General features: G+C 32.6%; 9 protein-coding genes. 8 read left to right on the forward strand and 1 reads right to left on the reverse strand.

Annotated features, from left to right (window positions below):
• Nucleotides 1-11: 11 nt before the first annotated feature.
• Entirely contained in the window at nt 12-1,325 is a 1,314-nt protein-coding gene (locus tag KI356_RS01905; protein WP_128283043.1) for an ArnT family glycosyltransferase, read from the reverse strand.
• A 366-nt stretch (nt 1,326-1,691) separates the two neighbouring features.
• On the opposite strand from KI356_RS01905, the gene KI356_RS01910 reads away from it, so the two are divergent.
• From KI356_RS01910 to KI356_RS01945, 8 genes are all read left to right on the forward strand, one after another.
• On the forward strand, nt 1,692-2,204 hold the full coding sequence (locus KI356_RS01910) for an acyl-CoA thioesterase (protein WP_128283044.1): 513 nt from the start codon (nt 1,692-1,694) through the stop codon (nt 2,202-2,204).
• A 206-nt stretch (nt 2,205-2,410) separates the two neighbouring features.
• On the forward strand, nt 2,411-3,391 hold the full coding sequence (locus tag KI356_RS01915) for a glycosyltransferase family 2 protein (protein ID WP_128283045.1): 981 nt from the start codon (nt 2,411-2,413) through the stop codon (nt 3,389-3,391).
• Between the two features lie 93 nt (nt 3,392-3,484).
• A complete protein-coding gene (locus KI356_RS01920; RefSeq protein WP_212934657.1) occupies nt 3,485-4,900 on the forward strand; it encodes an oligosaccharide flippase family protein in 1,416 nt (471 codons plus the stop codon).
• A 346-nt stretch (nt 4,901-5,246) separates the two neighbouring features.
• Entirely contained in the window at nt 5,247-7,922 is a 2,676-nt protein-coding gene (locus KI356_RS01925) for a YfhO family protein (protein WP_212934658.1), read from the forward strand.
• Nucleotides 7,923-8,009: 87 nt separating this feature from the next.
• Entirely contained in the window at nt 8,010-8,948 is a 939-nt protein-coding gene (locus tag KI356_RS01930; protein ID WP_128283048.1) for a glycosyltransferase family 2 protein, read from the forward strand.
• A gap of 111 nt (nt 8,949-9,059) precedes the next feature.
• On the forward strand, nt 9,060-10,670 hold the full coding sequence (locus KI356_RS01935; protein ID WP_128283049.1) for an ABC-F family ATP-binding cassette domain-containing protein: 1,611 nt from the start codon (nt 9,060-9,062) through the stop codon (nt 10,668-10,670).
• A 214-nt stretch (nt 10,671-10,884) separates the two neighbouring features.
• Nucleotides 10,885-12,279, forward strand: coding sequence for an MBOAT family O-acyltransferase (locus tag KI356_RS01940; protein ID WP_212934659.1), 1,395 nt, complete (start codon nt 10,885-10,887; stop codon nt 12,277-12,279).
• 12 nt (nt 12,280-12,291) lie between these two features.
• Nucleotides 12,292-13,509, forward strand: a complete 1,218-nt coding sequence (locus KI356_RS01945; RefSeq protein ID WP_212934660.1) for an alginate O-acetyltransferase AlgX-related protein — start codon at nt 12,292-12,294, stop codon at nt 13,507-13,509.
• Nucleotides 13,510-13,552: the final 43 nt, after the last annotated feature.

Below are 13,552 nucleotides of genomic sequence, written 5' to 3' on the forward strand. Positions count from 1 at the left end.
AATGGATTCTTTTATTTTCTGAAAAATATTTTTTGGCAATAAAAATAACTCATATAAACACCAAAGCTTTGTAAAATAAACAAAGCTGGCATAACAATATTATAATATGCTATATCTACTTGAAAGAGCCTTAACGATACATATCCGGTAATTAATAATACAAACAACATATATCCTTCATTTTGCTGTTTCTTAATTAGAAAATGTAATAAAGCTATGGCCATAAATAATGTCACCACTATATATATAAGCTTTTCACATTTAAAAATAATAGAATTTATTCCCTCATCTGAAAGCTGGTTAATAACTGGTTTTAATAGTTTAAATCTTTCTACTTCCATTTCTTTTAACTCTTGATCAATGTGCTCTTTTACACTTTGATTTTTCGGTGGTTTTTCTTCATTTTGACTTTTTCCAATTAAAACAGATTGGACATAAGTCTGATTAGAAATCGTATACTGTGACATTCCCATCATCTTGATACCATAGCTCACACTAAAATGAGTACTATAAAACAAAATAAGTATTCCTATCATTTTTAATAGTAATTTTTGTTTCGTTGCTGATCGAAACAATTCAATTAACAGCACATATACAGCTATAAAAATAGGTAAAAATAACCCCATTGGTAAAATCATATTGCTAAACGCAAATAAAATGGCTGAAATTACCCACATATAAGGATGATCTAATCCCTTATATAAAAATATGTAACAAGCACAATAAAATAAAAATATTGCGAGTGATTCCGCCGTTAATACAGAACTCATAAATATATTTGGAATATATAAAGCGTAAAACATTGATGCAATACGACCACACTCTTCCCCAAAGACCATTGACGCAATGCGATAAATGAAAAATGCAGTTCCTGTACAAAATAAAATATTAAATAGTTGTAAAGCGAATACTGTATCACCAAATATACGAATGATGATTGATTCATAAATAATAAAAGGTAACTGTGCTACATTCTCTATATTATTGCCAATTGCAATCTGCTTTGCAGAATCATACATAGCTTTCATATCACCTATCATTGGACTATCTACAAATAGAACTGTGATAAGTCTTACAACTATAGATATGCTTATTAGAAAAATAAGAAATTGTTTATCTGTAAAACGGTATTGCAAAATTGATGCTACTAACAAGATAAGAATAACAAAAATCACCAATACGATTGTCATACTTGTTGTACTTCCCTCAAAAAATTGCTTACTTGTTTCAAAAGCTGACCAACAACTATAGACAAAAAATGCGAACATCGCACCTATCATTATTTTACTGAAGAAAGACGAAAAATTTGTTTGTATATGATTCATATGTCCATTGCACCTCTATTTCCATTCATAACAAAACGATTCTATCATGAATAGGCACAAGGTTAATAGGGAATTTCTATGACAAATACATAGTCATTACTTTTTCACTTGCAATGTAAGCGAATCCTCTTTTACACTACATTTTATATACGATAAATTTTCTTTCAGTTACATGAATACAAATACAGAAATTTCAATAAAGTGAAACTTTAATCCATGGGGGTTTTGTTCATCCTCCACTGACTATTAGCCCGCAAATAGTGGGATAATCCTCTTTTGGAACACTTTACTTCATTAAATATCTAATATGAGTACTCCACTTACACATGTCACTCTGATTGAAAACAGAAAATAGGGGATGAATATATGGAAAAGAAATTCATGCGAGAATCAAAAGCAATTAAAACAACACGTGTTTTTCCTAACGATTTAAATAATCACCAAACACTTTTCGGGGGAAAATTATTAGCAGAAATTGATAGTATCGCTTCAATTGCGGCTGCAAGACATAGCCGCAAACATTGCGTAACAGCATCTATCGATTCCGTTGATTTTTTAACTCCAATTCACCAGGCAGATTCTGTTTGTTATGAAGCATTCGTATGTTATACAGGAAGGTCTTCGATGGAAGTTTTCGTAAAAGTAATTGCAGAGGATCTACTAGCAGGCGAGCGTAGAATGGCCGCAACTTGTTTCATTACATTTGTCGCATTAAAAGACGGAAAACCTTCATCTGTACCACAAGTAATTCCTGAAACAGAGGAAGAACATTGGCTACATACAACTGGTTCAGATCGTGCAGAAAATAGAAAAAAAGGACGTTTGAAGAGTAAAGAAATGGCTGAAGTGTTAACTTTGAATAAACCTTGGAGTATTTAATAAATGATTTACCTTCCTTTTTTCTAATCAAAAAGGAAGGTTTTTTATATGAAGCATTTGTTTACACCCTTTTCATATAAAATACATAGAGTTGATTTACAAAGTTTATATGCGGTAAACTTATACAGATGTTCTTGTAATCTTCTTCCTTTGAAAAGGCCTATATATAGTGTGCAACATAAAAAATTTGAGGAGATAAAAATTATATGATGGAACAAAAACAAATCGTTTCAGTTGTTATCCCGCTGTATAATGCGGAAAAATATATTGAAGAAACGATGGAATCGATACTAAATCAAACATATAAACATATTGAAATTGTAATTGTAGATGATGGGAGTAAAGATCAATCATCTTCTATCGTAAAAAATCTTGAGCAAAAATATCCAGGACAAATAAAATACGTCCCTCAAGAAAATCAAGGCGTTTCTGTTGCTCGTAATACAGGAATTGAAAATGCTAGCGGAGAATATGTTGCTTTTCTTGATAGTGATGATTTATGGCATCCAACAAAAATAGAAAAACAAGTTGAAAGCATGCATAAAAACAATATGAATGCTTGTTATTGTGGCTATATGAACTTTTACGAAGAGACTGGAGAAAAAGTTGAGCACACGACAAACTTTATTAAAGGTGATATGACCAAACCTTTCTTAACACATCAAGTTGTTGCTCAAACAAGTACTTGGATTTTCAAAAGATCTATCGTGATGGATCATAATATTCGTTTCACACCAGGATGTAGCTGGGGAGAAGATTTAGAATTTCTATTTAAATTAATGAGTGTAACAAACGTATGCTATGTAGATGAATATTTGACATATTACCGAATCTTATCAGAAGGAAATCTTTCTTCAAAGTATAAAGATTATGAATTAAAAACAGCAAAAGAATTAGAAGTATTTAATCGAATGAAGGATTGGGTTCATAATAAATCAAAAGACCTAATCGTGAATGATTCTACAGAGCTTCTTGAAATTCTTGAAACTTACCTATTCCCATATACAGTCATTAATAACGCTTGTATATACATTAAGGGCAACTCTAAATTAGATAAATCACAAGTTCAACTAATCAAAAGCGATATAAAGAAATATTGTCGCAAAATTTATTCGAAAAATGGAAAACGAAGCAAGAAGTTATACGCGATGCTTTGGTTTGTACGAATCAAGTTTATGTTTTCTTAAATAAAAAATAAGCTTCTAAACATTCTTTCCGTAAACAAATCAAATTTACAAATAGGACGAAGCGCGTCCTGAAGAATAGAAAGGTCTTTTTCCATGAAAACAAATAAAATCCTTAAAAACGCCTCCTACCTATTTGTAGGAAATATTACTGTTCGATTTGTGCTTGCTATTGCGACGATTTTCTTTGCAAGATATGTTTCACCAGGTGAGTACGGTATGTTTACAACAGCGTTAGCAGTTTCCGCTGTTATTTGTTACTTTACAGATGCAGGTTTGACACATACATTTATGCGTGAAGGAACAAGAAGTGACGCTAACATTAGTGTACTAATCAGCAGCTATTTACGCATTCGTTTAGTATTAGCCATCGTAATTTCTGTGCTCTTCGCTATTTTCGCTCAGTTCTTCTACGCTGATGCTTACTTACGTGCCATGGTATATTGGGTTGTACTACCGACCATGTTTGGAGCAACTTTACAAGGTGTTGGTATGGCTTACTTCCAGGTAACAGAACGTATGCAATTTACAGCGATTATTTCTGTAATACAAGGTGTAACAGCCGCAGCTGCGCTTCTACTAGGAATGTCATTTAAATGGTCACTTATGATGGTCGCTGCCATGTACGGGATTTCTAGTCTTGTAACAGGAGTCATCGCCTTCATAATGGTACTCCGCCATACAACAGTTCATAAAGGCTGGGACAAAGGCATTTTAGATCAACTGCTTATTTTCACAATCAATGGCATTATCATTATGCTCTTACCACAGTTAGGGCCTATTATATTAGAAAAAGTTTCAACGTACGAGCAAGTTGGATTCTTTGGAGCTGCATCGAAAATACCCGCTGTACTTTATCAAATACCCGGTGTAATTGCAGCAGCCTTTTATCCAAAGTTATTTGCTTTTGGAAATGAAAAGAATATTGATGAACATAGAAAACTATCTCTGTTCGAATTAAAGCTTATGTCTTTCTTAGGAATGGGGATTTCTATCCCATTTATCGCCGATCCAAGCTTTTGGATTGTTACTTTATTAGGTGAAGAGTACGCCCCAGCTGGTGACGCTCTTGCAATTTTAGCCTTTATGGTCATTTTACAATCTATCAACTACCCACTTGCTGATAATTTAACGACAATTGGTCAACAGTGGAAGCGTGCGACAACGATGGGGATTGGATTAGCTGTCGCTATCATAAGTTACATCGCATTAGGTAGCCAATTTGGAATGATGGGAGCTGCGGCAGCTGCTATCATTACCGAGATTACATTATTAATCGGATTTACTTTATTCGTTCGTAAAGGCTTTTCATTACTATTCAAAGGAATAATATTTAATAGCCTAGCATTTATAATCAGTTACGCAATATACCGCACAACATTAATTAACTTACCTCCACTAATAGCTTTAACATTTACTGGTATATTGTACGGCATTATCGGTCTTGCCATTGATCCTCAAATACGCGGATTGATTTTAGGATTTATAAATAAAAAGCTAGTTAGAAAATAAATAAAAATAAAAACTTCAAATTAAATTTGAAGTTTTTATTTTATCTTCTTTACTTAGAATTAACCCTGTTTTCAATCTTTATCTTAAATTGACTTGCCTTTCTGGAATGATTATACTTGGAAACGAACAGCCCTAGATGTACAACACCTAGTATTAAGGCAATTCGCAGTTAATCTTCCATACAAATATTAACTTGCCACACCACGAATTGTACAACTGAAAACTTTATTACTACCATTAAAAATTGCCGATTCATCCATAGTTTTTTTTCATTATAAAACAATATCTAAATATGGAGAATGTGGTTTAAATCTGAATAATTGTATTGAGGAGGCTTATTCATTTAATGACTTCAGAAGTAAATAAAAGAACCTTTTTTACTAAAAGCACACTTATTATCATTCCATTATTAATAATATGTGCATTTGCTTTTCATTACTTTTTCCTAAAATCAGACAGTGTATTTTCTAGTACGGGAGATGCATTATCACAATTCAGCTTTTTTACATTCCTTTTACAACATGCATTTAAAGATGGGAATTTGTTTTGGTCTTGGGATTATGGCTTAGGTGGAGATTTATTCGGAGAATTTAGTTATTACTATAGTACAGCCCCATTTTTCTGGCTTACGCTCCTTCTTCCTAAACTAAATTTTGACCAAATCTTTGAGATGAAGCTATATATGAGTATTTTAAAAAGTACATTAGCGATGTTATTCATGTATGGCTCTTTACGTTATCATAATAAAACTATTTTTTCTTCTTTCATTTCTGCCATTATATATGGGGGATGTGTGACTTTTATTCGCCATTCTTTATTATGGGACTTCATGGCAGATGCTATAGTGTTTCTACCTTTAGTAATATGGGGACTGGATAAATATATTTTAGAGCGAAAAAAGGGATTATTCCTGTTTGCAACAGCGCTTATGCTTGCATCAAATTTCTATTTCGCTTTCATTACTAGCATTTTCATCTATATTTATGCCTTTTTCCAATATTTCGCTACACAGCAAAACAAAGCGATAAAAACATTTCTAACTTATTATATTAGAATTGCTTTTCTATATTCCTTATCACTAGGTTTAGCTGCTGTTTGCTTTATACCATCTGTAAATGGTGTATTTAGTTCAGATCGACTAGCTACAAAATTTACTGTTCCGTTATTTTTTGAAGATACGTTTTATAAAAACTTAATGGAAAGTATCTTTTTCATTAATAATACAGAGGATTATCAGCTCGCATTCCCAGTTTTCATCCTCTTCCTTATTACTAGCGCGCTTCTAATACGCAATAAACTTGTCACAAATAAGTTACTCTTTACAGGGTTTATGTTAGTTCTGTATATGATTCCATATACGTATTCCGTATTTAATGGTTTTTCTGCTATGCAATACAGATGGTTTTACCTATTTGCATTTGTGGTTGCCCAAACTTCAGCTTACATTTTAGATTGGATGCTACTTCACAAAAAGAAGGTCAACTATTTAATAGGTCCTTTGCTAGCAACAGCACTATTTATTTACGCATTCTATAGAAAAGTAAACATAAACGAACAACCACTAGAAACGATTGATAACATTTTAATTGGTACTACTGCTTTATCTATTATTACAATATTGCTATGGCGCTATTTATCAAAAGTAGTCTTACAATCTTTCATTATATTAAATGTACTGGTCAATGTAATATGTATTAATTACGTCTATTCAGATACAGCTCTTAGTAAACACTTTAATCAAGCAGGCGTAACGAAAGAATCATTACATGGGCCAGGTCTCGATAATAAGGATGAAATTGACGCAATTCGTTATATACAAAATCAAGATAAAGATTTTTATCGAATTATCAATCCAAACAATAATTATAAGAATACACCGATGCTGCAAGGTTATCATGGTACAAGTACTTATCAAAGCTTAGTCAATCATGATGTTCATGACTTTATGAAAAATAAGTACAATGTTTTCCAAGGATATGATAGTCCATCTATGTTCTTCCAGTTAGATAAACGACTATTCCTTGAGAACATGCTAGGGGTAAAATATTATGTATTAAGTGAAGGTGCTAATAAAACTGATATTCCATATGGTTATACGTATTTACAACAAGTAGGTCCTTACAACATTTATAAAAACGAATTTGCATTACCATTAGGCTATGTATACGAAGCTGGTATAAGTGATGAAGAATTTTCAAAACTTAATTTCGCCGAGAGAGATCAACTTTTATTAGATGCTGTAGTTGTAGATAACGTTGGAAGTCTTCCTTTAAAACACTTTAATACAAAACAGCTAGATTCAAAACAAATTAAGATTAATCCAAATAAAATTAAGTTGGAAAATATAGAGAAAGAGAAAGATATACTTACTGTTCATGAAAATGGGCGTATAATAGTACCTGTTGATAATACCGATATGTTAGGTGATCTCCTTGTTGAAATTAAAATTAGAAATATAAATAAGGAATCATTTGGGGTTAATGTGAATGACAAATCTATGATAAAAGGTAATGAAGATGGAGCTTATGCTTACCCGTTAGAAAGATTTGTTTACAATTTAGGAAAAGATGCGAAGCCAACTGAGCTAATCATTTCTATCCCTACTCCTGGTCAATATGAGTTTAAAGACTTACAAATCAACAGTACCAACTATAAAACTGTCCCGAAAAAAGTGAATACTTTAAAAGAAAATAGCCTACAAAATATTTACTATAAAGGTAACTACTTAAAAGGTAATATTAATTCTACTAAAGATGGATTACTATATTTATCTGTACCATATAGTAAAGGATGGTCAATACAGGTTGACGGTAAAGAAACTGAGTTTACGAAGGCTAATTCTTCCTTTATTGGTGTTCCTATTTCAAAAGGGCAGCATGTAGTTGAAATGAAATACGTCACACCTTATTTCAAAATGGGTCTCGTTATTTCTATCATTTCATTTATCATTTGTATCTCGCTTCTAGTTCTTGGAGATAAGGATCGATATACAAAATTTAAAAGTCGTTTTAAAAAAAGTTAGTAAAATAAAGTGAAGTAAAAGTTGAAGATAATTGCTTCAACTTTTACTTCATGCTCAGTTTAAAATTACACCTAAGGAGGTCCTAACATGACCCTTTCAATAGTAGTACCTTGTTATAATGAGGAGAAGGTGCTTCGAGCTTTCTATTCAGAGACTTCTCTTGAAATTCATAAGCTAACTACTAATTATGAATTTGTTTTCGTCAATGATGGAAGTAAAGATAATACATTAGAGATTCTACGTGACCTAGCCGATTCAGACTCAAATGTGCATTATATATCATTTAGTAGGAATTTTGGAAAAGAAGCTGCTATGCTTGCCGGTCTAAAGTACGCTACAGGCGACGCTGTGGTTATTATGGATGCTGATTTACAACATCCACCCGAACTAATAAAAGATATGTTAGACGGCTATAATAACGGCTATGATCAAGTAATTGCAAAGCGAACTAGAACAGGTGATTCACCAGTACGCTCTTTCGTTTCTCGCTTATATTATAAAGTCATGAATAAATTCGTTGATATTGAGCTAGTAGATGGCATCGGTGATTTTAGACTTTTAAGTAGAAGTGCAGTCGATTCATTACTATCTCTAACTGAATACAATCGTTTTTCAAAAGGTTTATTTTCTTGGATTGGTTTCAAGGAACAAATTATTGAATACGAAAATGTATTACGTTCTGACGGAGAAAGTAAATGGACTTTCTCTAAGTTATTAAATTACGGGATAGATGGTGTAATTTCGTTTAACAATAAACCATTGCGATTATCTATATACCTTGGATTATTAACAACGCTTTTAGCTGTTTTATATGTAATCACTACATTTATTCAAATTACTGTTAGCGGCGTCGATGTACCAGGATACTTTACATTAATTTCTGCCATATTATTTATCGGTGGTATTCAACTCATTTTCCTAGGAGTTATCGGTGAATACATCGGTCGTATTTATTACGAAACAAAGCGTAGACCACATTTCATTGTAGCAGAGAAAAAAGTTAGTAAAGTAAAACAAAAAGTTTAGTAAAAAAGTTACTTCTGTAAATAGAAGTAACTTTTTTACTATTATATTCCCCAAAAAAATTAACGCAACATAATTCTTGAAAAAATATACATTTTGAAATGATAGCATTATATGAAAGAATTTAGTATCATGATTCAAGGTACTATTTCAAGTTGGACGGAGGATACTATGAGCTTATTAACAGTCGAAAAACTAGGACATACATTTGGTGATCGTACATTATTTAAAGATGTATCTATGCGATTACTAGCAGGTGAGCACGTTGGATTAGTCGGTGCAAATGGTGTTGGTAAATCAACATTTATGAATATTATTACTGGTCAACTTATTCACGACCAAGGTCGCGTAGAGTGGACACCAGGTACACATTACGGTTACTTAGACCAGCATACAATTTTAACACCTGGTCGTACAATCCGTGATGTATTAGCAGACGCATTTTTACCTTTATTTGAAAAAGAAAACGCGTTAAATGAAGTTACAGAAAAAATGGGAACAGCTACACCAGAAGAATTAGAGGACCTTCTTGAGCAAATGGCCGAAATACAAGATGCTCTGGAAGCAGGCGGTTTCTATTTACTAGATATGAAAATCGAAGAAGCAGCACGGGGTCTTGGAATTGATGCAATCGGTTTAGATCGTGATGTTTCAGCACTAAGTGGTGGACAACGTACAAAAGTATTACTTGCTAAACTATTACTTGAACAACCAGAAGTATTATTACTCGATGAGCCTACCAACTATCTAGACGTTGAACACATTAATTGGTTATCGAATTATTTAAAAGAATACCCGCATGCATTCTTATTAATTTCCCATGATACGGAATTTATGAATAAATGTGTTGATGTTATTTTCCATCTAGAATTCACGAAGATGACGCGCTATACAGCGACATACGAAAAATTCCTAGAACTAGCAGAAATCAATAAAAATCAACATATAAACGCTTATGAAAAGCAGCGCGAGTTTATTAAAAAGCAAGAGGACTTCATTGCGAAGAACAAAGCTCGTTATTCAACTACAGGTCGTGCAAAGAGTCGTCAAAAACAGCTTGATCGTATGGAGCTTATTGATCGTCCTGAAACGGCAATTAAGCCAGAATTCTCATTTAAAGAATGTCGTGCGAGTAGCCGTTTCGTCTTTGAAGGTGAAGATGTAGAAATCGGATATACACACGCATTACTACCAAAACTAACAATGACAATTGAACGCGGTGAAAAAATTGCTATCGTTGGATGTAATGGTGTTGGTAAATCAACATTACTAAAAACGATTTTAGGAAAAAATAAACCTTTAAGTGGTAAAACGAGCCTTGGTGACTTCTTAGAGCCTGCATACTTCGAGCAAGAAGTTAAAGCTGATAATATAACACCAATTGATGACGTCTGGAACACATTCCCTAGCATGGACCAACATCAAATTCGTGCAATGTTAGCGAAATGTGGATTGAAGAATGAACATATTTCTCGCCCATTAAATCAATTAAGTGGTGGGGAACAAGCAAAAGTTCGCTTATGTAAACTAATGGGTGAAGAAAGTAACTGGCTACTATTCGATGAGCCAACGAACCACCTTGATGTTACAGCAAAAGAAGAACTTAAAAAAGCTATGAAAGCATATAAGGGGACAATTCTTCTTGTATGTCACGAACCCGACTTCTATGAAGACTGGATAACAAAAGTTTGGAATGTTGAAGAGTGGGCAGAAAAAAACAACTAAATTATTTCATGTCAGTAAAAACGGACCGTTCCTAAAAGATATTTAGGGACGGCCTTTTTTTATACATAATGATTTTTTTCTCTCTCACCACTTACGAGAACCTCTCACAATATAAAGAAATTAAAAATGTAAATGATATCCTAAATTTTATAATCTTACATTCTAAAGATAATTTTGGTATCATTTAAATAAAATAGGAGAGGAATTAATTGAAATGGTATTTAGTAACCTTGTCTTTTTATGTTTATTTTTACCCGCTGTACTCTTAATTTATTATGCTGTACGCAAAGAACTACAAAATATAGTTTTATTATTTTTTAGTTTAGTATTTTATGCTTGGGGCGAACCCATTTATGTTTTCCTAATGCTGTTCTCTATCTTTGTTAACTATTGGTTTGGTATCTTGTTAGGGAATAGTCGCTTCACAAATGGGCAAAGAAAACTATTATTAACGTTTGCAATTGTAATGAACACAGCTATTTTAGGATATTTTAAATACGCAAACTTTTTAGTGGATAATATTAATTCTATCTTCCATACCAATATTATTCTTGAAAAAATACCTTTACCAATTGGTATTTCATTTTTCACGTTCCATGCGATGAGTTATATTATCGACATTTATAAGAAAAAAGTCGATGCTCAACGAAATATCTTTGATTTGGCTTTATACTTTACTGTATTTCCACAATTAGTAGCAGGACCAATTGTTCGTTATAATACAATTTCTCACCAATTACACCAGCGAACTGTTGATGCCGAAAAATTCTCTGAAGGAGTTCGCCGTTTTATTATTGGTTTAGGGAAAAAAGTTTTAATTGCTAACCAATTAGGTGCTATAGCCGATGAGATTTTCGCAATGAACCCTTCTGATATGAGTGTATCATTAGCTTGGATGGGAGCCATTGCCTATACGCTACAAATTTACTTTGATTTTTCTGGATATAGTGACATGGCAATTGGATTAGGAAAGATGTTTGGATTTGATTTTCTAGAAAACTTTAATTATCCATATATCTCAAAATCCATTTCTGAATTTTGGCGTCGTTGGCATATTTCGCTCGGTTCTTGGTTCCGCGATTATGTCTATATTCCTCTTGGAGGAAATCGCGTTACAACTTGGAAAATTTATCGTAACCTCTTCATCGTATGGGGGTTAACTGGTTTTTGGCATGGTGCCAGTTGGACCTTTATGATTTGGGGTATTTATTATGGAATGCTAATTGCACTTGAAAAAGCAGGACTTGAAAATCTACTTCAAAAATTATGGAGTCCTCTCCAACATATTTACGTTATGTTTTTAGTTATTATTGGATGGGTATTTTTCCGCGCAGATAATTTCAGTTATTGCCTTGAATTTTTAAAATCCATGTTCGGATTTAACGGTCCGTTAACAGATATTAATAGTTATTTCTATGTAATGAATTATTGGGGCATTTTCCTATTAGCTATTATTACTGCAGCGCCCGTATTTCCATGGTTACAAAAAGTGTTATCAACAAAAAGATTTGCTGTTTTATCGCCAATATATTATTTAAGTATTTTAGTCATTGTTTTAGTATTCCTAACAAATGCAACTTATAATCCATTTATTTATTTCCGTTTTTAAAGGAGGTTCACTATGAAAAAATTTCAAAACCTCACTTTAATAATGGGGTTTCTTACAGTTATTTTTGGAGTGGGTATTTGGACAGCAAAAGTTATCCTTATAGATAAAAAGACATTTTCTGAATTTGAGAACAGAAACTTAGCAATTAAACCTGCTGTAAATGCTTCCACTATAAAAACTGGAGAATTATTTAAAGGTATCGAAACACATTTTACAGATCATATTGGACCTAGAGATTTCTTTCTTGAAAGTTATATAAAGTTCCAACTGTCTATGAATCGAACATTCGTAAACAACATTCATGTTACAAATGATCAATTTATTTTTAATAGACCTAATATGGAAAATCATTTAAACGATGTTGATGCCGGGGTTCATGAATTAAACACTTTGAAAAAAGATTTTCCACAAACAGAATTTTATTTTTCTCTAGTTCCTAGTAAGCAAACAGCTTTACAATATAAGCTTCCATCTTATCTAAATCTTGGGTACGAACAAATACTTAGAGATCACCTTGCTGAGAAATTGGTAGAAACGCAATTCCCTATTATTGATGTATTACCCATGTTTAAAGAAAGATTTACTAACAAAGAACTAGAACGAATGTATTTAACTACAGACCATCATTGGAATATGGAAGGTGCCTTTTATGCGTATGAGGATACGATGAATTTTATTAATTCTCATTCAAACAAATATAAAGGACAACCAATAAATAAAGACGACTACACCATTAACTGGGAAAAACCGAAAGGAAAGTTTGTTGGTAGCTGGAATAATCAATTGTACCGCTTAATTGATACTTCATCTGTACAAATTCCATATGTCCACTATAATTCCGGTGAATCTTGGGACGACTACACGGTTTACTATGGCGCCATTAAAGATGATACCGCTAAGGAATCTATGGCTCAGTTTTACGGAAAAGAAAAAGATATTCCTGCCCCTGGATATGCTAGTGTTTATCAGACTGATTTCCCTGAAATAAACATCATTAATGAAAAGGCAGACAACGATTTACACATCGTTATCTTAAAAGATTCGTATGCTGATGCTACATATCCTTTATTTGCACGTAATTTTGCTAAAACAACTTTTATTGATCCTCGTTACACTCAAGGAAAAAGTGTGAAGCAGCAAATAGAAGAACAAAATGCAGATATTGTATTGTTTATATACAATGACACCAACGTTTATGGTGACATGTATAAATTTCAAAATGTAAAATAAAAACTTATTTTAAACTGTAAATAGTGGGATTAGAATCCCACTG

It is taken from the genome of Bacillus hominis, assembly GCF_018332515.1.
Classification (GTDB): Bacteria; Bacillota; Bacilli; order Bacillales; family Bacillaceae_G; genus Bacillus_A; species Bacillus_A hominis.

Coding starts and splice junctions, on each gene's coding strand:
- KI356_RS01940 (WP_212934659.1), top strand. CDS start 10,885: ATGGTATTTAGTAACCTTGTCTTTTTATGTTTATTTTTACCCGCTGTA.
- KI356_RS01920 (WP_212934657.1), top strand. CDS start 3,485: ATGAAAACAAATAAAATCCTTAAAAACGCCTCCTACCTATTTGTAGGA.
- KI356_RS01935 (WP_128283049.1), top strand. CDS start 9,060: ATGAAAGAATTTAGTATCATGATTCAAGGTACTATTTCAAGTTGGACG.
- KI356_RS01915 (WP_128283045.1), top strand. CDS start 2,411: ATGATGGAACAAAAACAAATCGTTTCAGTTGTTATCCCGCTGTATAAT.
- KI356_RS01945 (WP_212934660.1), top strand. CDS start 12,292: ATGAAAAAATTTCAAAACCTCACTTTAATAATGGGGTTTCTTACAGTT.
- KI356_RS01925 (WP_212934658.1), top strand. CDS start 5,247: ATGACTTCAGAAGTAAATAAAAGAACCTTTTTTACTAAAAGCACACTT.
- KI356_RS01930 (WP_128283048.1), top strand. CDS start 8,010: ATGACCCTTTCAATAGTAGTACCTTGTTATAATGAGGAGAAGGTGCTT.
- KI356_RS01910 (WP_128283044.1), top strand. CDS start 1,692: ATGGAAAAGAAATTCATGCGAGAATCAAAAGCAATTAAAACAACACGT.
- KI356_RS01905 (WP_128283043.1), bottom strand. CDS start 1,325: ATGAATCATATACAAACAAATTTTTCGTCTTTCTTCAGTAAAATAATG.